The following is a 19,457-nucleotide window of genomic DNA, read 5'->3' on the forward strand; positions in this document are numbered from 1 at the left end:
CCTTAAAAGATATTAACCTAAAGCGACATCTGAACGGGTCGAAAAGCGATAGCCCGTTCCGCGAACGGTCTGTACAAAACGGTCTACACCATAAGGTTCCAGCACTTTACGCAGGCGACGGATATGCACATCGATGGTCCGGTCTTCAATATAGACGTTACCGCCCCACACCTGATCCAGCAATTGCGCACGGGTATAGGCACGTTCCGGATGGGTCATGAAGAATGCCAGCAAACGGTATTCGGTCGGTCCCATTTCCAGAATATTATTGCCAAAATTGACCCGCTGGCTGACCGGATCCAGAATCAGACCATTGGCATCAATGGTTTTTTCACCGCTCAGGGCATTGGCACGGCGCAGTACCGCCTTAATCCGGGAGACCAGTTCTCGGGTCGAGAATGGCTTGGTCATGTAGTCATCGGCACCGGCATCCAGACCTTGTACTTTATGGTCTTCTTCACCGCGCGCTGTGAGCATGATCACCGGAATTTCTGACAGGCTTTCATCACGTTTCAGACGACGACACAGGTCCACACCGCTGACACCACCCGGCATCATCCAGTCCAGCAAAATTAATGCCGGACGCTGATCCACAATCATCTGATGCGCCTGCTTGGCATCTTCTGCCTGTAAGCACTGAAAACCGGCCATATCTAGAGAGGTATGGATCATTTCCCGAATCGGGAGCTCGTCATCGACGATTAATATGTAGTCATCTTTCACAACGCAATACCCTATTTCATGTAAACGGTGAACCGTTTTATATTTATGACAGGCTTATTACAAAGACTAATTATGACAGTATCATTGCAGAAAGGGAAAAACTGCTGAAATTCGAAAAGATTTGTGACAAATATAGCGCAGAAACTTGTTAAAAAATCATAAATTAATTTTACTCATTTCCGTAGTGCAGCATAAATTTGTAACTGACTGGTAAATGCAGGAAAGCCTATTAAGCACAGGATTTAACAGTTATTTTTTCTCTGAAAATGACTCGAGCAGCGCCAAAAAAACCACACTACAGGATGATAAAACTTCCTCAAGCGAATGCTTAAAACCGCTCATCACCCAACGAATGGCAATTTGGGTGACATAACCATTTAAACCGGTCGAAACCAGGGAAATTTCCTGCTCACTGCGATTTAACTGCGGCATCATCAACATGACAAAGGCGTGAATCATGCGGTCGAAACGTGACATGGTTTCATGAATGGTGGCCTGATTATGCAGTTCCTGCACCAGCATGGCATCGATATAAATGATTCTTGCCATGCGCGGATTGTCACGCAGAGTAGTGAGCAGGGCAGTCAAACCCGCTTCGATCATTTTTTTCGGATCGGTCGAGGCCTGCATCATGGCCTGCATCACATTCTGTTGCAGCTCATCAATCAGTTTTAAGAAAATGGTCTGAAACAGATGTTCGCTTTTCTTGAAGGATTCATAAAAATAACGTTCGGTTAGTTTGGCTTCATTGCAGATATCTTTGACAGTAACTGAAAAAAAACCATAACTACCATAAGCTTCAATCCCGGCTTCGATGAGCTTTTCACGACGTGCCTGCTGCCGTTCAGCCATCGACAGGCCTTTAAACTGACGTTCCTTAGTTTTGGAGGGTCGTGATTTTGCTGCTGAGTCGATTGAATCGGTCATAAGGCCTGTGTGCTCATCTGCATGAAGATTTTAAATATCTTAGCAATAAATCACGCTTAGACCTATATGGAAATGCTGCCCTGAAATTTGGCCTCTAAGGACATGGGATAATTATTGACAATCTATATTGTCAAAACTATATTGAGGATCTGTGCTAGCTCCTGAAACAACAGAACAAGATCCTGCTGTCATGGAATGGCAGTTCTTTACATAAGGAAATTGAATGAAAAATTTTAAAAATAAAGTCGCTGCGATTACCGGTGCAGGTTCGGGTATTGGCCAGCAACTGGCAATATTACTGGCCCAGCAGGGTTGTCACTTGGCGCTGAGTGATATCAATGAACAAGGTCTGGCACAAACGCTTGAATTGCTCAAAGAGAGTGATGTTCGTGTGACTATCCAGAAAGTGAATGTGGCTGAACTGGAACAGGTGCGTAACTGGGCGGCACAGGTCGAACAGGATCATGGCAGTGTCAATATGATCTTTAACAATGCCGGCGTTGCACTAGGCTCAACCGTTGAAGGGGCATCTTATGAAGAACTGGAATGGATTGTCGGGATCAATTTTTGGGGTGTGGTGTATGGGACCAAAGAATTCCTGCCATTGATCAAGAAAACCGGCGATGGTCATATCATCAATATTTCCAGCCTGTTTGGTCTGACTGCTCAACCGACCCAGTCTGCTTATAATGCGACCAAGTTTGCGGTACGTGGTTTTACCGAATCCTTACGTCAGGAACTGGATCTGGAAAATTGCGGAGTCAGTGCGCTCTGTGTACATCCGGGGGGGATCCGTACCAACATTGCCAATGCCGCAAAAATGAATAACAGCCTGCTAACTTTAGGTATGAATCCGGAAAAATCAGCCCGTAATTTTAATAAATTATTGCGTTGTCCACCTGCAGAAGCTGCCCGTCAAATTCTGGAGGCGGTGCAAAAAGACAAACGCCGTCTGCTGATCGGTAATGATGCCAAGGCAATTGACCTGATTCAGCGAATCTTGCCGACCGGTTATCAGCATGTCACTGCACTGGCGACCCAGTTTGGCAAAAAGAAGAACAAATCTGCTTAAGAAATTGCAAAACAGACCCGCGAAAGCGGGTTTTTTTATTGCTGTAATAGAGGCTAATTTTTTGCGAATGAGAGTATTAGCTACTGTAATGCTTTAGACAAGTAAAACCCTGCATCTAAATCAACGCTTCAACCGTTTTTTTCTTCCAGACAAACTGATAATACAGTCCCTGCAAAATACACAGGCTGACAAAGGCTAACGCGTAGGCATACCAGATACCTTCCAGGCCCCACCACTGACTGAAAAGATAAGCGGCGGGAACTTCAATACAGAGAATGGCAAAAATATTGATCAGCATTGGCACGGTCACCGTACCACTTGAGCGCATGATCGAAGCAAAAATGGCACTGGCACCAAAGAACAGAATCGACCACAGCACAATAAACAGCAGTTGTTGTCCCAGTACTACAACCTTAGGATCGGTAATAAACAGCGCCATCAGATATTTGGAGAACAGATAGGCCAGAATCACCAGACCGCCGGTAAATAGAATATTCATACTCAGCGCAGTCCGGGTAACTTTATTGAGCAAATCCGATTTACCTGCGCCAATGGCTTGAGCGCCAAATACAGACGCGGCAATCGCAATCGATAAGGCGGGGAATTGAATATAATTTAAGACCTGATTGACTGCGCCATAAGCGGCTGTTGCTTCTGCGCCATAGCGGTTGACCAATCCGACAATCACCAGTCCGGCAACTGAAGTCGTGACCATTTGTACCCCGGTCGGAACACCCAGTTTCAAGATCATTCTGCTCAACTGTGGCTGATGACGAATATTTTTTAATAACGCCCAGTCCAGTTTGAGTGGATGTTGCCTATAATTCAAATACATGATTAAAAACAACAGGACCGCCAGATTTCCCAGAATGGTGGCAATCGCCGGCGAGATAATGCCCATTTTAGGAAAGCCAAAATAACCACCAATCAGGACCGGTGTCACCACCAGACCCACCCCAATGGTAAGTGCGGAAGCAAACAGGGGCGTGGTACTGTCGCCAACGCCGCGCAAGATCGAGGTATAAATAATATAGATAAAAATTAAGGGACTACCCGCCAGCATCCATTGTACATAGGGCAGGGACAAATGCATCACATCCGGATCTGTGCCAAGTGCCAAGAGAATATTCTCAGCAAAAATTACCCCGAAAAGCGCAATCAAGCTGCCGCCAATCAAGGTCATAAATAAAGTTGAACCGACCACACAGCGCACTTTTTCTATATTTTTCCCACCCCAAGCCTGTCCAATCAATACGGTAGAACCGGCAGATAAACCAATCACAAAGGCCATCAGACAAAACAGGATGGGGAAAAAAACGGCAACAGCAGCAATCGCATTCACTCCGAGCATTTGTCCCACAAAAACCGTATTGATCGTGCCGGAGAGACTTTGCAAGATATTGGTCGCAATTAATGGCAACAGAAAAACCAGAAAGGCTTTCCATAAATTCTGTTGATGAATCAGTGAGTGCTGTGCCATGCGACATCCTGTGATTGAATTATCATCTATTTGTTGATGCTGCCATTATTCGGCAGAATATAAAAAAAAGCCTTAGCTTTTAAGTAACTAAGGCATTTATTTTATGAGAGTTTTAGTTAAAAGCTGAGTTAAACCTTTGAAAGAATTTGACCTGCCAGGATCAAGGTTTGTTCTTTTTTTGCAAAGCAGAACCTGAGCAGGCGTAAATCGGCAGGGGGGTGTTGGTAGAACGCGGAGACTGGAATCGCGACAATCCCATGTTGTTCTGCCAGAAAATGGCACATGGACAGATCATTAAGCTCAGGCCGAATCTCTGAATAATCTAAGTTCTGAAAATAAGTCCCTTGAGAAGGCGTCCATTTAAAGTGTGACATTTCAATGGATGAGTTAAATAAATCCCGTTTTTTTTGATAGAAAGAGGACAGTTCAGGTATATGCTCAGGATGCAGTTGCATATATTCCACCAAGGCAACCTGAACGGGCGTTACACCACAGAAACTGGCAAACTGATAAATCTGTCTGAACATTTTCATCAATGCCGGTGCAGCAATACAAAATCCGGTTTTCCAGCCCGTGACATGGAAGGTTTTACCAAAAGAGCCAATCACGAAGCTACGCTCCCGAAGTTCTGGAAATGACCATGCTGAATAGTGCTGAACGCCGTCAAAAACCAGATGTTCATAGACTTCATCGGACAGCACCACAATATTACGCTCGCGAATCAGCTCGATCAGCTGTTGCCAGTCTGCCTTGGACCACACACTCCCACTCGGATTATGCGGAGTATTCACCACAATCACGCGGGTACGGTCATTAATGGTATCTTTGACCTGATTCCAGTCCACAGAAAAATCAGGATGCTGTAAAGCAATATGCACTGGCTTTGCCCCGACCAGTTGTACCGCAGGGCCATAACTGTCGTAGCTTGGATCAAAAATAATCACTTCTTCACCGGCGCGCACTGTAGCTTGAATGGCACAAAAAATCGCAATCGTGGCCCCAGGCGTAATCGTGATTTCCTCGACAGGATCAATAATCAGTTGATCACGCTGTTGATAGAGATCTGCCACCAGACTTCGCAAGACTGGCAGACCATCTCCCGGTGCGTACTGGTTAAATCCATTCTGGCTGGCCCGGTTTAAAGCTTCAATCAAGGCAGGAGGCGCTGCAAAGTCCGGAAATCCTTGAGAAAGATTCAAGGCTCCGAGTTTTTGTGCCAAGGCCGACATGGTACTAAAAATGGTCACGCCCAAATCAGGTAATTTAGAAGGGAGTTTCAGCATGTCTTTGGCCTTGAAGAATGAGATCTGAATGAGTGTAACAGCAAGTTCCGTATAGGATAATCAGAAAAATAGGGAATATTGGGCAATATTTTTAATTAAGATGTACCACATGCGATTTAAGATTTTTAATTGAAGAGTCATAAATTAAAGGCCTAATTATGTGAAATGCATCGTGAACTGGACGAAATGGATAACTTTTCCTAAAATTTGCCGCACAATAATAAAGCTTAAAATTATAACTATAAAATGCCAAAACCTATCCATATGCTGCTGGAGCAGCTCGGGCTTAAGCGCCAGCATCGTGCGCTACATTTACAGTTTTCACATCCTCCTTTAAATCATCAGGTTTTGATTCAGCGGATTGAGGGTCAGCATCAGATCAATCAAGGTCTGCAGGCTGAACTGATCTGTCTTTCCACTTATGCTCATATTGCCTTGAAACAGTTTATCAGCTGTCGGGTGGCCATTGATCAGGTCACAGACCGGGGTGAACTTTTCCGGACTACGGGCATTATTACTGCAGCCAGCCAAGGACAGAATGATGGAGCTTTGACCCTGTATAAACTGACGCTGAATGACGCGACTGCACTCTGGCAGAAGCGCCGTAACAGTCGGGTTTTTATGAACAAGACGGTGCGCGAGATCAGTGAAATCCTGTTCAGTGAATGGCAAAGCAGAAGTGCATTATTCGCGGCCAGTCTCAGCCTGGATTTGACAGGACTCAGCCGGGACTATGATGTCCGGCCTTTTGTGATGCAATCTAATGAATCGGATTATGATTTTCTGACCCGTTTATGGCGTAGCGAAGGAATTAACTGGCTGATCGATGAAAAGCAATTAACTGTGCCTGTATCAGCCAGCGAGATTCAAGCTCAGTTTTTAAAACTGGTAGATCATTCCCAATATTTTTCAGCTTTAAAACGCCGCTCCATCCGGTTTCATTGCAGTCATGCCACCGAACAGCTCGACACGCTGAACAGTCTGATTGCGGTACGTCAGCTCAATCCGAATAGTACCCGGACCCAGCGCTGGCATACCCAGCAACTTGCCCAGGATCAAAGCCAGCCTTTATTCAGTAATCATCAGCAAAGTGATATTCATGCAAATGCCACTCTTCAGCTTGAAGATGCGTGGAACATCAGTCCGGCCTGGACCGGCGACTTAAATCATGAGGATCAGGTAACAGCATCTGGTATAGCGCAATTGGATCGACTCAATCAGCAGCTCAGTGACTATCATGCTTTGCAGTCCAAATATTTTAAAGCCAGTAGCAGCGTACGAGATGCTCAGGTCGGATACTGGTTTGAACTGCAACAGCATCCTGAAATTGATCAGCATCCTGCCCATCAACGTGAATTTCTGATTTTAGCTAAGCGGTTTTATAACCAGAACAATTTACCCAAAGATATTTTATCGCAGCTGGACAGTTTGCTTGAGAAGAGCGGTTGGCAGATGGCACAGGAGGAACGACAGGCCAATGAACTACAGATCGTGCGCCGTGAAATCCCGGTTGTTCCTGAGTATCAGCCTTTTATTCATCGGCCTGCTGCATATCCGCAACGGGCTCGAGTGGTCGGACCTGAAGGTGAAACGATTCATGTCGATGCATGGGGACGGGTGAAAGTTCGTTTTCTGTTTACCCGGAGTGAAGATCATCAGCATGATGGCGGCGCAGGCAGCAATGACAATGATAGCGATTCTGCCTGGGTGGATGTTTTGACCCCTTGGGCGGGTGAAGGCTATGGCGTCAGGTTGCATCCACGAATTGGAGAAATTGTGGTGATTGATTTCTTTGAAGGTGATATCGACCGGCCCTTTGTGGTGGGGCGGATTCATGAAGCAGAGCGTCGTCCGGCCATGTTTGATGCGAAGGGAGAACTTCCTGCGACCAAAAAGCTCAGTGGCATCCGTTCTCAGGAGGTCGATGGTGAGGGCTTTAACCAGCTGCGTTTCGATGATACTCCTGAACAGATTAGTGTACAGCTGCAAAGTAGTCATGCAGCCAGTCAGCTTAATCTGGGAAATTTAAGTTATCCCAAAGAAAATGAAAGCAGCGACGGTCGAGGTGAAGGTTTTGAACTGAGGACAGACCATTGGGGTGCCCTACGTGCAGGAAAAGGCTTATTAATTTCCACTTATAAGCAAGATTCAGCAGCTGGCAATCACCTAGATGCTGACCCAGCCAAAGAACAGCTTGAATCGAATCTCAATCATAGTAAAGCCTTGAGTGATATTGCAGAAAAACAGCAGGCTGATCCATTGGAATTTTTTGATAGTTTAAAACAGTTTCTGAATCAGATTGAAGCTGAAGATCAAGCCAAGGCCACCGCATTTAAACAGGCCGTGATGTTATTAACTGCACCCCAAACGATTGTACTGAGCACAAATGAAAATATCCATTTATCCGCTGATCAGCAAATCAATCAGAGTGCCGGGGACAATATTCATTTTTCCACACAGAAGTCTTTAGTTGCTCATGCACAGGACCGGATCAGTTTATTCGCTGCTCAAGAGGGCGCAAGTGTCTATGCCGCTAAAGGCAAAATTGAACTACAAGCCCAAGATGATGCAATTGAAGCGATCGCTCGTAAGGTAATCAAGCTCATTTCGACTGAAGACAAAATCGAAATCACTAGTCCGAAGGAGATTGTACTGACCGCTGGAGGGTCTCAAATTAAGGTAAATAGTGGCGGGGTATTTTTCACGACTGGCGGAAAATTTGAGTGTAAGGCGGGGCAACATAATTTTATGGGAGGGGCTAAAGTCTCTTATGAAATACCTCAGCTTCCGAATAATGCTTTATATAGCAATAGGCTGGATATATATGATCTATTTTGGCAGTCTGATTTCAGTTCAATAAATTATAAAGCTTTTATTCCTGATACTAATTCGTATATTTCAGGTCAGCTTGATGCGCACGGTCGTACTGGAAAAATTACTACAGCTGATTCCTCTAAAGTAGAAATTTTGGTAGGGCTCAATGATGAATGGGGATTAAGTGTCCAAGGTTATGATGTTGATGACCTGATTGAGCAGAATAATAAATAGGAGATAAAAATAAAAATGACAAATAAGTCTTTAGCAACAGTACAAATTCTAGATTTGTTAGGAAATCCAATTCCTAAAGTTCAATATGAAGTCAAAAATAGTAAGACAGGTCAACATGTAGTACGGGGTTCTACCAATTCCAAGGGGTGCCTTTATGAAATTCAAAGAGACAAAGGAACGGTTTTAGATATATATGTCAAAAGCCTTTTAGGTGGAGGTATGAAAAAAGTTCAGACTTTCATAATGGCGAAAGACCGTATGCTGGTTACGGTTATAAGTCCTAAAATTCTCTTGGATTTAAAAACATTAGAAAATAATGAAAATAAAGGAAGTTATAAACGTAAAACACATAAGGTTAAAAAAGGTGAAACTTTATCATCTATTGCACAACAGTATCACACCACAATCCGAGTGCTCGAAAGGCTGAATGGGATAAAAGATGTCAATAAAATCAGCATAGGACAAGTAATTAAACTTCCAATTAATATGCCTGCTACAGGAAATAATACAAGTATTGATAGAAAGCCAAACCCTCAAAAAAATGCTTCTCAAAATAATAAGTCTCAATCATCAGAGAAAAGTAAAAAAGAGACTAAACAGGCTGATAAAGGAATTGTGAATACAGTTGAAGAGTATGAGAAGAAAGCATTAGAGCAGCTTAATGAATGGTATGAAGAAGGTAAGAAAGCTTTATCGGATTCAATAAAAATTGATATGAAAGAGGATCGCAGTCAGGATGGCGGAACACCGAAAACTGATACTTCCAATTTATGTAAAACTAATCCTCAATGTATATCTCAAGGCAAAAGTGAACTTATTAGAGAGGTTAATATCAGGCTAGCAGGCTTTGGTGGCGCATTACCTACAGATGAATTTACTCCTTTAACAGCGGAATGTATAAAGCAATTTCAACGGGATTATATGGGGGTTCCTGAAACTGGAAAAATATGCGGAAGTTTTTTAGCAGCTTTAGATAAGTTCCGTGATGAATATGGAATTGCAAATTTTATGACTAAAGCTAGTTGTCCCTGTGGTCAGTGTTCAGGTTATGGTAATAATAGAAGAGGTATTAAATCTGGTTTGAATACTGCTAATGAATATCCAGGATTGCATAGATCTTTAATATGGATATTAAAAGCATTAAATTTTTATTTAAAAAATGAATTTAAATATAAAGGTCTTGAAGTGGCTTATATAGAATCTGGTTATAGATGTATAAATGATAATAAGAAAAAAGGCAGAACTACAGTAAATCATATGGGTTTAGCATTAGATATACATATTAATAAAAATGGGAAGAGGACTAAGGCTATAGAAGATATAGAGTTTATTAGAAAAAAAATTATGACTATAAAAATGAGAGCAAGTGAAGAAAGGGCTTCTGATAAAATATATTTAGAACCAAAAAAATTTAAGAGTGGAGCAAATGGAGCAACTACTTGGGTTCATTTTGATGTGACAAGATTCTCAAGTATTTACTTTAATGATGAATACTTCAAAAAAGAAATTAAAGATCTCAATGGAAATCCGGTAGTTGAGATTATTAAATCACTAAATATGAATTCTATTTTAAATTGTGCAGGAATAATCGTAAATACTTCTACTATTTCTAAAATAACAGATCAAACTATTGAGGCTCAGGTAAAAGAATTAGGTGATGCGATTGCTAGTGGTGAAGGTAGCTATGAAGCTTGGAATGCAGGAGCTCCAGAAGGAAAAAGAGTTAAATACGGAAAAATGAATGACTTGCCAGGTACAATCACTGAAAAAACTATTGATGAAATTTTAGACGCTGCGAAAAAATATAGATGGGATGACAATAGAAGAAGATTTGCCACTGGAAAATATCAAACAATTCCTTCTACTTTAGCAGCAGCTAAAGCGAGACTAAATTTGAGTGGTAATGAATTATATGATCCTGCTATGCAAGAAAGAGTCTTTAAGGAGCATTTATTAAGAGGTCGTTCATCTATCTACAGCTTGATTATTAAAGGTGATAAAACTGTAGAGCAGGCCATGGTTGATGCTTCGAAAGAGTGGGCTTCAATTGCTTTACCGAAGGGAGAAAAGAATAAATATGGAATTATTTCTGATGGTAGTATCGGTTATCATGAATCTAAAACGAATAAAGCAAATAAACATTCTACCGAAAAAGTTAAAGTTATATTTGAAAAAATTCATGCTTATCATTCAAATAAATAGGTTTTAAATATGAAATCCAAATTAATTTTATCATTGTTTTTTAATGGTTTATTATTTTCAAGTTGTACATACCCAAAAGAAAATATATTAATAACATCAAATAATGTATCAAGATGTTATTTTGAAAGTGAAGTTGTTGATTTTTGTTCTAGAAACAAGATTGAAATCTATAATCAACATATTAAAGATTTGCCTAATTTTTCAAATGATAAAATATTATTAATTTTAAATCATAATAGAAGTACAGGTAAAGGTGAAAGTAGAGTTGTTAAGCTGATAGTTATATTAGATCCTCTAGAAAAAAAAGTAATTCCTGTGCCTCAGATGGTAGGTAATTTTGTCGATGGTAATTTAAGGGAAATTAATGATGATCCTGCTATTATAAAATATAATAAAAAAGATAATAAATTTTGTTTATCAGGGAATACCTACTTTTTAGAAAATAATAATATTAATATTGAAAATGAATGTTATAAGTTTGAAAAAGGACGTGTAAATAAAATAGAGGGCTTAAGATTAAATGGTATTGAAGAATTTTCTAAGTTGCCCTATTCATCTAATATTCATTTTAAGTGTATAAATAATATTAAATTAAATCAATGTAATAACTTGAGATTAATATCTTCGCAAAAAATATTAAATAAGTATAATTTTATTAACCCTCAAGATGGAATGAGTGTTTTTCTGAAAGGGGAAAAAGATTTCTTTTTAATAGTATCTCCGTTTTTTGATGAAGGGGGAGCTAATTTAAGGATTATGAAAGTTAAAAATTTTAATTTAATTTCAGAAAAATATATTTATGCAGGAAAAAATGTAAATATTGATGGTGATTTAAACATAAAATATTTTGAAGGAAATAATAAAAAAGAATTCTCATTCTAAGAATAATTAATTTAAAAAGCCGGCTTCCACCGGCTTTTTTCTTTTACCCTTCCAAAACCTCTCCCAGCAGCTCCTCACTTGGCGCAAAGTAATAGGCACCATCCAGAGGTGTTACGAAATGCAGCAGACCGTCATGAATTCCATCGCCAGAGGTACCGAACATACGTTCTAACATAGTATCAATAATTTTCAGGTCTTTGGTATAGGCAATAAAGAATAGACCCTGGTCACCACGTCCGTCACCATAAGGCAGAGAATGACGTAGAATTTCCATTTCTTCGCCTTCTTCATCTTCAACTACAGTACGTGCCACGTGCGCATTTTCAGGTTTGACTTCATCATCCAATTCAATGGATTCAAGCTTGGTGCGACCCATAACCTGTTCTTGAGTATCAACTTTTAGCTTTTTCCATTTTTCCAGGTTATGCGCATAACGCTGAGCAAAAATAAATGAACCATCTTGGAAAATACCTGAATCTTCACCTAATAACGCGACTTCTGCACGATCATCCGGGAATTGCGGATTTTCAGTCCCATCAATAAAGCCGGTAATGTCACGACCATCAAAATATCGGAAGCATACCCGCTCATCCAGCACCTGAACCTGGTTCTGAATACCTTCAAAAAAAGCCTGACTGAGCGCAAAACAGATATCAGCACGGGCACTGGCAATATGAATCAGTACATCTGCTGGAACAACCGGCATATCAAACGAACCATGAATGGGTTCAAGCTGTTTAAAGCCTGCAGGAGCTTGATCATAAAGTTTTGTCCACAGTTCAGGACCAAAAGCTACGCCTGTTTTAATTTGTGCTTGAGGGTGTTGCGTGATCAGCCGATCACGAGAAGTAAACAAATGTTCGAGTTGTTCTTTTAATTTTTCAATACTCAAATCTTTAAGACGTAACACAATAAAGCGAGCATGATCTGAAGGAAGTGGCAAGATTACCGATTGGGCTGTCATTCATGGCTCCTATAAGGATAGATCCTGTTTTTTAATGTACATATTGTGCCTGAAGCTAGACAGAGTGAATAGTGCAGTGCCTTATATTTAAGCAAGTTTTTAGCCTGATTTTATTGGAAAATTCATATAATATTGGGCAAGTTTTGCTGAGTTAAATATTCATGTCCTATCAAATGTGGTTTGCCTATATGTTGGCCTGCTGGGTGATTAGTGTCTCTCCGGGTGCTGGTGCAATTGCATCGATGTCGAGCGGATTGAATTATGGTTTTCGGCATGGTTACTGGAATGCGCTGGGTCTGCAACTGGCTTTACTGGTACAGATTGCAGTGGTTGCAGCAGGCGTGGGAGTTTTGTTTGCGACAACCCCATGGGCATTTTTAGTGGTGAAATGGTTTGGTGTCGGCTATTTATTGTATTTGGCTATTTTGCAATGGAAAGCACCTGTACAATCTATCGAAATTAAACATGAATTGGCGCGAAAATCGAGAGGGAAACTGGTACTGCATGGTTTCTTGGTTAATATCACTAATCCTAAAGCCATCGTATTTTTACTGGCCGTCTTGCCGCAATTTCTGGATTTGTCTAAGCCACAATGGATTCAGTATTTGATTATGGCTGCGACAATGGTGACGATTGATCTGATTGTGATGGCGGGTTATACCGGATTGGCTGCTAAAGTTTTAAGGCTGCTTAGATCGCCGAAACAACAAAAAGTCATGAACCGGACTTTTGCCGGGTTATTTGCCGGCGCTGCATTTTTATTGAGTTTGGTGCATCAATAAAGAGTCTTTGCTCTCTCCTTAAAGGAGAGAGGCGGAATAGATCATTAGAAAATCATAATGATTTAACAGAAAGATTAATTCAGCTTTTTAAACTTCTGCACACAGAAGATCAGTGCAAATAGCACCGCCATGGTCAGTACAATGGTTAAACCAGTCGAAGTATTGAGACCGGCACTCGACCATAGGCCCACGGTCACCCCAATTTGCGCAATCACGAATGCCCAGATCACCATTTGTTTGGGTGAGTGTGCAAGGAGTCGTGCGGTCAGGGCAGGGATCACCAGTAATGCCCCCATCAAGAGTGAACCGACTGCTTTCAGCGCAAGCACGGTAAACAATGCCAATAACAACATAAAGATCAGGCGTTGCCATTTGGCATTTACACCTTCACTGACCGCCATGTCCGGATCAATTGCGATTTGAATCTGCGCTTGCCAGCTTTTATAGAGAACGGCTAAGGCCAGAATAATCACGATAGCAAAGGTGGGTAAGTCCGCCCAGGAAATCGTCAGTAGATCACCAAATAGATAGCTGAGAAGTTCCGGTCTTAAACTCGGTAAATGCTGAATGAACAATAGACCTGAGCAAAGCAGTGTTGCTGAACACAGCGCCAGCAAGGCATCATTCGGCAGGCGCGGATCATGCAGTACCCACAAAATCCCGACCAATAATAAGGCAATAAAAGTGACTCCCATCCACAGCGGTAAACTTAAAGCCCCAGCAATGGCAACACCGAGTAAAGTACCGTGTGCCATAGTGTCAGCAAAAAATGACATACGTCGCCAGAGCATGAGACAGCCCAATGGGGCAGTCAGAAATACCAATAGCGTACCCATGATCCATGCAGGTAAAAGGAGTTGTAACCAATCCATCATGGTTTAAGCTTCCGGCTCGGGGTGAATATGAGGACGTGAGTCATGCTGACAGGGGGTGGCAGAATCACCATGTGCGCAATGATCATGATGATGCTGATAGAACACCCGGTTAGTGCCAAAAATTGCCTGGTATTCCGGATGTTGCTGCACGCTTTCTGGCAGGCCGCTACAACAAATATGTTTGTTTAAGCAGACCACACGAGTCGTACCTTGCATCACCCATTGCAGGTCATGTGAAACCATCAGTACGGCACAGCCATATTTTTCCGGCAAGTTACGCACATATTCATACAGTTCAGCTTCGGACTGGATGTCTAGACCCTGCATCGGTTCATCGAGAACTAAAATGTCCGGCTGGCGTAATAAGGCGCGGGCCAGTAGCACCCGCTGACGCTCACCGCCAGACAACTGCTGAACTTTAGAATCTTGCAGTTTACTAATGCCGGTATCGCGAATAATTTCGGTTTTAATCTGGGACGGGCATTTTTCTAGTGCCAATAAATCTTTCACTCGTAGCGGCAAGCTATGGGATGGATTGAATTTTTGTGGCACATAAGAAAATTTCAGCTTGCGCGCAGTTTTGATTTCACCCGATTGTGGTTTCAGTATGCCCAGCATGACTTTAATCAAGGTCGATTTACCAGCACCATTGGGACCAATCAGCGTGACAATTTCTTTCTCTTGTAACGAGAAATCAATCGCTTTTAAGATATCGCGCTCATCGATTTTAACCCAGATCTTGGAGAGCTGAATCAGGGGAGAGGCACTTAAGCTTTGTTGCGGCACTGCTGACAAATTCCTGAAATTTCGATAATGCTGTGATGTGCCGTGAAGTCGTCCGAGCTGGCCAGTGCATCAAGCTGATCGAGCAGGCCCTGAGCCGACGCTTCTTTCACGGCTTTACATTCGGTACAGATTAAAAAAGCGGCCTGATGCCCTTCGCGCGGATGGCAACAGGGGATATAGGCATTGATCGAGGTCAGGCGATGAATCAGCCCTTTGCTTAATAAAAAATCCAGAGTGCGATACACCGTTGGTGGTGCTGCAGGACGATCACTGGCATTTTTCATTTGTGCCAGCAGATCATAGGCGCCCATCGGGCCATGCGCATTCAGAATGAGTTCCAGCACTTCTTTACGTAAAGGTGTAAGGCGTGCGCCGCTTGCTGCACAAAGACTTTCCGCTTCAGCAAGACGTTGTGCGACATTTGGATGGTCGTGCACGCCGTGCAATGCGTTGTGGTGTTCGTGCGAACAGGAACCCATAGTTCACCTCAAGTGCGAAACTGAAAATTAATAGATTTCAAATCTTAACATGAAGCGTTCTGAGTTTCGATTGGGCATAGGTATTTTTGTATTTTTGTTATATTATAACACTTCCTGATTTTATCGTTTTTAAGTGATTTCTACTCATGTTCCGTCTCCTTGCAATCAGTCTGCTGGCATTGTTCAGTACACTCAGTTGGTCACAAAGTCTGGTGGTGTCTACGCAGCCGATCTATCTGATTGTCAAGAAAATTACCCAAGGTGTGGAACAGCCGACTTTATTGCTGGCCAACCAAAGTGGACATGATGTGAGTCTGACTCCGGCGCATCGAAAAACTATTCAGAATGCAGGTCTGGTGATCTGGCTGGGTCAGGCGCATGAAGCACCCTTGGCCAAAGTGCTGAATGAAAGTAATAAAGGCATTGCACTGTTAGACTCGGGGATATTGACCACCTTGCCGATGCGTAATCCGCGTGGCGAGGTCTTAAAAAATACGGTAGACACGCATGTCTGGCTCGATCCGAATAATGCGGTACGGATAGGTTTCTTTATTGCGGCGCTACGTTCGCAGCAACTGCCGGAGCATCGTGAACGCTACTGGAAAAATGCCCGTGACTTTGCACAAAACATGTTTGCGACGGCCCAGCGTTATAGTTCAAGCAACAAGGCCAAACCTTATTGGTCTTATCACGATGCCTACCAGTATCTTGAGCGCCCACTCAATTTAAAATTCATGGGGGCATTGACCGATGATCCGCATGTTTCGCCAACCGTAGCCCAAATCAAGTTTTTACAGGATCATCGTCCACAGCGCAAAATGTGTCTGCTGGCCGAAGGTCATGCCAGTGAAAACCAGTACCGCAAACTCAATCCGGTACTGTTCCAGCATGTCGATGAAAGCATGAGCGGGGCAAGGGACTTTGTGCAGGCTTGGCAGCAATTGGCTACAGAAACCCAGAAATGTGTACTAAATGCACGCTAATGGTTTAAAAAATAGACAGATTTTGATTAGTTTAACAGCAGTGACCCGATTTAAAAAAACACGACTAAGGTCGGGAAAAGATTGCATGTTCAGGGGTGTAACTCTATAATGCCTGCGATTAAAAATAATCACCTGTTAAACTTGTCAAGCATGATTGCTGTGAGTGAATAAATAATGAGCCGAACTAGTCGCTTGATTGACCGACGATTAGCGAAAGCTTTGGTCCTCCTGCAAGCCTGTATGATCCCTGTTTCAGCCTTGATCGGCTGGGTCGTGAAAGACTCAACCGCAGCCTTGAGTGCAGCATTAGGTGCACTGGTATGTTGGCTCGCGACTTGTTATTTTTCGTGGCAATCGTTTCGAGCAGCAGGAGCCCGCGCGTCTAAACAAGTTCTTTCGAACATGTATAAAGGCTTGATGGGAAAGTTTGCCATTGTGATTGTTGGTTTCATTTTAATTTTAAGCAATGTTAAACCGTTGTCAGCGGTGGCGTTGTTTTGTGGTTTTATACTTGTTCAAGCCATGTCGTGGGTCGCTCCGTTTTGGGCGTCACGTCTACAAAAATGAGTATAAGCACAACAAGAAATTGAAAAGTTTTTCAGGAGCAGGCGAGATATCAAGCAGCACGCGATATTCGTTTGTTCTATTAGTTTTTTGACATTGACCAGGTGTGATTTATGGCTGCTGAAGAACATGCCCTTACTTCGACCGAGTATATCAAGCATCACTTGACCAACATGACCTATGGCAAAATGCCGGACGGTACGTGGAAATTGGCCGAGAGCGGTGCTGAAGCTCAACAGATGGGGTTCACTGCTATTCACTTGGATTCAATGGGTTGGTCTATCGGACTGGGTCTGATTTTCTGTTTGTTGTTCTGGTTGGTTGCGAAAGCGGCTAATGCTGGTGTTCCTACCAAGTTCCAGTCTGCAATTGAAATGATTATCGAGTTTGTAGATTCAAGTGTACGTGATACCTTCCACGGGAAGTCTCGATTAATTGCACCCTTAGCATTAACCATTTTCGTGTGGATTTTCCTCATGAACTTGATGGATTTGATCCCTGTTGACTTTATTCCTTATGTAGCTCAACACGCGATTGCTTCTATGCTGGGTGTAGACCCTCATCAGGTTTACTTTAAAATTGTTCCGACTACAGATCCAAACATTACCCTCGGTATGTCTATTTCTGTATTCTTCTTAATTATTTTCTATAGTATTCGTGAGAAAGGTGTTGGCGGCTTCGTTGGTGAGTTAGCACTGAACCCATTTAACCCAAGTAATCCAGTTGCTAAAGTGCTTTTAATTCCATTCAACTTATTGTTGGAATTGACTACTTTCTTGGCGCGACCAGTTTCATTGGCTCTACGACTGTTCGGTAACATGTATGCGGGTGAGTTAATCTTCATTCTTATCGCGTTATTACCGTTCTGGATCCAGTGGGCGTTGTCTGTGCCTTGGGCGATTTTCCACATTTTGATTATTACGCTACAAGCATTCATTTTCATGATGTTGACTATCGTGTACATGAGTATGGCAAGCGAAAAGCATTAATGGTATTGCCTAACTGTCAACGGATGGTTGGGCACACAATTTTTTAACTTAATTTGGTATAAAACCTAACCTCTGAGGAATTATCATGGAACTCACTTTAGGTCTAGTTGCAATTGCATCTGCTATCTTGATCGCTTTCGGTGCTTTAGGTACTGCGATTGGTTTTGGTCTTCTAGGCGGCCGTTTCCTTGAAGCTGTAGCTCGTCAACCAGAATTGGCTCCACAACTTCAAACTCGTATGTTCTTAATCGCGGGTCTTCTTGATGCTGTGCCTATGATCGGTGTTGGTATTGGCTTGTTCTTCATCTTCGCTAATCCATTTGTAGGTTAATCAGCTTAATTCCGAAATTCACTATTTGAGGAATTTGCAATGAATATCAACCTCACATTGTTTGGCCAAGCGATTGCGTTTGCGATTTTTGTCGCATTCTGCATGAAGTTTGTATGGCCACCACTAATCAATGCGATTAGTGAACGTCAGCGTAAAATCGCTGATGGCTTAAATGCTGCTGAAAAAGCGAAGGCTGACCTTGCAGATGCGCAAGCACAAGTGAAAGCTGAGTTAGACGCGGCAAAAGCACAAGCGGCTCAATTGATCGAACAAGCGAACCGTCGTGGTGCACAATTGATCGAAGAAGCGCGTACCCAAGCTGCGGCTGAAGGTGAGCGTATTCGTCAACAGGCTAAAGAAGCTGTTGATACTGAAATCAATGCTGCTCGCGAAGAATTGCGTCAACAAGTGGCTGCTCTTGCAGTAACTGGTGCTGAGAAAATTCTTAGCCAGCAAGTTGATGCAGAAGCTCACAATGCCATGCTGACTCAGCTGGCTGCTAAACTTTAAGAGAGGCGGATTATGGCTGAACTCTTGACGTTGGCACGCCCATACGCTAAAGCAGCATTTGCTTACGCTTCTGAGCAAAGTGCAACTGACTCTTGGTCAACAGCACTTGAATTGCTCAGTGCTGCGGTGCAAGACGAAGCATTTTCAGCTTATCTAAATCGCCCTGAGCTTACACCTGCTGAGCAGGTGGCTCTTTTTGCGAAAGTTTTAGGTGAAGACCAAACTGCAGCAGTGTCTAACTTCCTGACATTGCTTGCAGAGAATAACCGTTTGGTTCTTCTTCCTGAGATTGCAGCAGAATATGAGCAGCTTAAATCACAGAATAACAATACTGTGGATGTAGTGATTGAATCTGCATTCCCATTGACTTCTGTACAGGAACAACTTCTTACTCACGCATTAGAGAAAAAATTCGAAGCGGCGGTAAATGTTTCTGTAGAAGTTAACCCAGCGCTGATTGCTGGTGTAGTTATTCGTGCAGGCGACCAAGTGATAGATGATTCTGCGCTTAACAAGCTTGAAAAAATGCGTACTCGTCTTCTTGCTTAATTGCATTTAGAAGACTGAACTTTAAAAA

At 42.5% G+C, this 19,457-nt stretch carries 19 protein-coding genes; 11 read left to right on the forward strand and 8 right to left on the reverse strand.

The features are described from left to right. Positions 1 to 12: 12 nt before the first annotated feature. Together phoB and G4D73_RS10205 are read right to left on the reverse strand one after the other, a co-directional pair. Positions 13 to 723: a phosphate regulon transcriptional regulator PhoB gene (gene phoB, locus G4D73_RS10200; RefSeq protein ID WP_004280972.1), complete on the reverse strand. Its 711-nt coding sequence runs from the start codon at positions 721 to 723 to the stop codon at positions 13 to 15. 249 nt (positions 724 to 972) lie between these two features. After that, the gene (locus G4D73_RS10205; protein ID WP_005108393.1) at positions 973 to 1,650 is read right to left on the reverse strand and encodes a TetR/AcrR family transcriptional regulator; all 678 of its coding nucleotides are present in this window, start codon (positions 1,648 to 1,650) and stop codon (positions 973 to 975) included. Positions 1,651 to 1,873: 223 nt separating this feature from the next. On the opposite strand from G4D73_RS10205, the gene G4D73_RS10210 reads away from it, so the two are divergent. Then, complete coding sequence (locus G4D73_RS10210) at positions 1,874 to 2,722, forward strand: SDR family NAD(P)-dependent oxidoreductase (RefSeq protein WP_213686709.1); 849 nt, start codon at positions 1,874 to 1,876, stop codon at positions 2,720 to 2,722. A 115-nt stretch (positions 2,723 to 2,837) separates the two neighbouring features. Here the strand turns inward: G4D73_RS10210 and G4D73_RS10215 are convergent, their stop codons facing one another. After that, the gene (locus G4D73_RS10215) at positions 2,838 to 4,202 is read right to left on the reverse strand and encodes an MATE family efflux transporter (protein ID WP_213686710.1); all 1,365 of its coding nucleotides are present in this window, start codon (positions 4,200 to 4,202) and stop codon (positions 2,838 to 2,840) included. A 128-nt stretch (positions 4,203 to 4,330) separates the two neighbouring features. Further along, positions 4,331 to 5,485 carry a methionine aminotransferase gene (locus G4D73_RS10220; RefSeq protein ID WP_213686711.1) on the reverse strand — a complete coding sequence of 385 codons (1,155 nt, stop codon included), beginning with the start codon at positions 5,483 to 5,485 and terminating at the stop codon, positions 4,331 to 4,333. 246 nt (positions 5,486 to 5,731) lie between these two features. On the opposite strand from G4D73_RS10220, the gene G4D73_RS10225 reads away from it, so the two are divergent. Genes G4D73_RS10225 through G4D73_RS10235 form a run of 3 tightly spaced genes read left to right on the forward strand, consistent with a single transcriptional unit; the run spans position 5,732 to position 11,617 of the window. After that, the gene (locus tag G4D73_RS10225) at positions 5,732 to 8,533 is read left to right on the forward strand and encodes a type VI secretion system Vgr family protein (protein WP_213686712.1); all 2,802 of its coding nucleotides are present in this window, start codon (positions 5,732 to 5,734) and stop codon (positions 8,531 to 8,533) included. 15 nt (positions 8,534 to 8,548) lie between these two features. Next, positions 8,549 to 10,735, forward strand: a complete 2,187-nt coding sequence (locus G4D73_RS10230) for a LysM peptidoglycan-binding domain-containing protein (protein WP_213686713.1) — start codon at positions 8,549 to 8,551, stop codon at positions 10,733 to 10,735. Between the two features lie 9 nt (positions 10,736 to 10,744). Continuing rightward, a complete protein-coding gene (locus G4D73_RS10235; RefSeq protein WP_213686714.1) occupies positions 10,745 to 11,617 on the forward strand; it encodes a hypothetical protein in 873 nt (290 codons plus the stop codon). Between the two features lie 43 nt (positions 11,618 to 11,660). Here G4D73_RS10235 and G4D73_RS10240 read toward each other — a convergent pair whose 3' ends face one another. Then, the gene (locus tag G4D73_RS10240; protein WP_213686715.1) at positions 11,661 to 12,581 is read right to left on the reverse strand and encodes a Dyp-type peroxidase; all 921 of its coding nucleotides are present in this window, start codon (positions 12,579 to 12,581) and stop codon (positions 11,661 to 11,663) included. Between the two features lie 161 nt (positions 12,582 to 12,742). Here G4D73_RS10240 and G4D73_RS10245 point away from each other — a divergent pair, with 161 nt between their 5' ends. Next, positions 12,743 to 13,363: a LysE family transporter gene (locus G4D73_RS10245; protein WP_004280977.1), complete on the forward strand. Its 621-nt coding sequence runs from the start codon at positions 12,743 to 12,745 to the stop codon at positions 13,361 to 13,363. A 74-nt stretch (positions 13,364 to 13,437) separates the two neighbouring features. On the opposite strand, the gene znuB is transcribed toward G4D73_RS10245, so the two are convergent. From znuB to G4D73_RS10260, 3 genes are read right to left on the reverse strand one after another with little or no spacing between them, the layout of a single operon-like run. Continuing rightward, positions 13,438 to 14,238 carry a zinc ABC transporter permease subunit ZnuB gene (gene znuB, locus G4D73_RS10250; RefSeq protein ID WP_005105129.1) on the reverse strand — a complete coding sequence of 267 codons (801 nt, stop codon included), beginning with the start codon at positions 14,236 to 14,238 and terminating at the stop codon, positions 13,438 to 13,440. A gap of 3 nt (positions 14,239 to 14,241) precedes the next feature. Continuing rightward, complete coding sequence (gene znuC, locus G4D73_RS10255; RefSeq protein WP_005105130.1) at positions 14,242 to 15,024, reverse strand: zinc ABC transporter ATP-binding protein ZnuC; 783 nt, start codon at positions 15,022 to 15,024, stop codon at positions 14,242 to 14,244. After that, the gene (locus tag G4D73_RS10260; RefSeq protein WP_004280980.1) at positions 15,006 to 15,503 is read right to left on the reverse strand and encodes a transcriptional repressor; all 498 of its coding nucleotides are present in this window, start codon (positions 15,501 to 15,503) and stop codon (positions 15,006 to 15,008) included. Before G4D73_RS10260 ends, znuC begins: the two co-directional genes overlap by 19 nt. A gap of 146 nt (positions 15,504 to 15,649) precedes the next feature. Here G4D73_RS10260 and G4D73_RS10265 point away from each other — a divergent pair, with 146 nt between their 5' ends. The 6 genes from G4D73_RS10265 (at position 15,650) to G4D73_RS10290 (ending at position 19,429) form a co-directional block, all read left to right on the forward strand. Further along, complete coding sequence (locus G4D73_RS10265; protein WP_213686716.1) at positions 15,650 to 16,486, forward strand: metal ABC transporter solute-binding protein, Zn/Mn family; 837 nt, start codon at positions 15,650 to 15,652, stop codon at positions 16,484 to 16,486. 174 nt (positions 16,487 to 16,660) lie between these two features. Next, entirely contained in the window at positions 16,661 to 17,053 is a 393-nt protein-coding gene (locus G4D73_RS10270; RefSeq protein WP_004280982.1) for an ATP synthase subunit I, read from the forward strand. A gap of 110 nt (positions 17,054 to 17,163) precedes the next feature. After that, the gene (gene atpB / locus G4D73_RS10275; RefSeq protein ID WP_004644859.1) at positions 17,164 to 18,039 is read left to right on the forward strand and encodes a F0F1 ATP synthase subunit A; all 876 of its coding nucleotides are present in this window, start codon (positions 17,164 to 17,166) and stop codon (positions 18,037 to 18,039) included. A gap of 85 nt (positions 18,040 to 18,124) precedes the next feature. Continuing rightward, positions 18,125 to 18,370 carry a F0F1 ATP synthase subunit C gene (gene atpE / locus G4D73_RS10280; RefSeq protein ID WP_000424060.1) on the forward strand — a complete coding sequence of 82 codons (246 nt, stop codon included), beginning with the start codon at positions 18,125 to 18,127 and terminating at the stop codon, positions 18,368 to 18,370. A gap of 39 nt (positions 18,371 to 18,409) precedes the next feature. Beyond that, positions 18,410 to 18,880, forward strand: a complete 471-nt coding sequence (locus G4D73_RS10285) for a F0F1 ATP synthase subunit B (protein ID WP_004280990.1) — start codon at positions 18,410 to 18,412, stop codon at positions 18,878 to 18,880. Between the two features lie 12 nt (positions 18,881 to 18,892). Then, on the forward strand, positions 18,893 to 19,429 hold the full coding sequence (locus G4D73_RS10290; protein ID WP_004644860.1) for a F0F1 ATP synthase subunit delta: 537 nt from the start codon (positions 18,893 to 18,895) through the stop codon (positions 19,427 to 19,429). The last annotated feature ends 28 nt before the right edge of the window (positions 19,430 to 19,457 follow it).

It is taken from the genome of Acinetobacter sp. WY4, from assembly GCF_018438165.1.
In the GTDB taxonomy this organism is placed as follows: domain Bacteria; phylum Pseudomonadota; class Gammaproteobacteria; order Pseudomonadales; family Moraxellaceae; genus Acinetobacter.

Excerpts from the sequence above, each read along its gene's own strand:
- znuB (WP_005105129.1), bottom strand. The coding sequence starts at position 14,238 with ATGATGGATTGGTTACAACTCCTTTTACCTGCATGGATCATGGGTACG.
- G4D73_RS10205 (WP_005108393.1), bottom strand. The coding sequence starts at position 1,650 with ATGACCGATTCAATCGACTCAGCAGCAAAATCACGACCCTCCAAAACT.
- G4D73_RS10240 (WP_213686715.1), bottom strand. The coding sequence starts at position 12,581 with ATGACAGCCCAATCGGTAATCTTGCCACTTCCTTCAGATCATGCTCGC.
- G4D73_RS10265 (WP_213686716.1), top strand. The coding sequence starts at position 15,650 with ATGTTCCGTCTCCTTGCAATCAGTCTGCTGGCATTGTTCAGTACACTC.
- G4D73_RS10235 (WP_213686714.1), top strand. The coding sequence starts at position 10,745 with ATGAAATCCAAATTAATTTTATCATTGTTTTTTAATGGTTTATTATTT.
- G4D73_RS10260 (WP_004280980.1), bottom strand. The coding sequence starts at position 15,503 with ATGGGTTCCTGTTCGCACGAACACCACAACGCATTGCACGGCGTGCAC.
- G4D73_RS10270 (WP_004280982.1), top strand. The coding sequence starts at position 16,661 with ATGAGCCGAACTAGTCGCTTGATTGACCGACGATTAGCGAAAGCTTTG.
- G4D73_RS10210 (WP_213686709.1), top strand. The coding sequence starts at position 1,874 with ATGAAAAATTTTAAAAATAAAGTCGCTGCGATTACCGGTGCAGGTTCG.
- G4D73_RS10285 (WP_004280990.1), top strand. The coding sequence starts at position 18,410 with ATGAATATCAACCTCACATTGTTTGGCCAAGCGATTGCGTTTGCGATT.
- atpB (WP_004644859.1), top strand. The coding sequence starts at position 17,164 with ATGGCTGCTGAAGAACATGCCCTTACTTCGACCGAGTATATCAAGCAT.
- G4D73_RS10290 (WP_004644860.1), top strand. The coding sequence starts at position 18,893 with ATGGCTGAACTCTTGACGTTGGCACGCCCATACGCTAAAGCAGCATTT.
- G4D73_RS10245 (WP_004280977.1), top strand. The coding sequence starts at position 12,743 with ATGTCCTATCAAATGTGGTTTGCCTATATGTTGGCCTGCTGGGTGATT.
- G4D73_RS10220 (WP_213686711.1), bottom strand. The coding sequence starts at position 5,485 with ATGCTGAAACTCCCTTCTAAATTACCTGATTTGGGCGTGACCATTTTT.
- G4D73_RS10230 (WP_213686713.1), top strand. The coding sequence starts at position 8,549 with ATGACAAATAAGTCTTTAGCAACAGTACAAATTCTAGATTTGTTAGGA.
- G4D73_RS10225 (WP_213686712.1), top strand. The coding sequence starts at position 5,732 with ATGCCAAAACCTATCCATATGCTGCTGGAGCAGCTCGGGCTTAAGCGC.
- G4D73_RS10215 (WP_213686710.1), bottom strand. The coding sequence starts at position 4,202 with ATGGCACAGCACTCACTGATTCATCAACAGAATTTATGGAAAGCCTTT.
- atpE (WP_000424060.1), top strand. The coding sequence starts at position 18,125 with ATGGAACTCACTTTAGGTCTAGTTGCAATTGCATCTGCTATCTTGATC.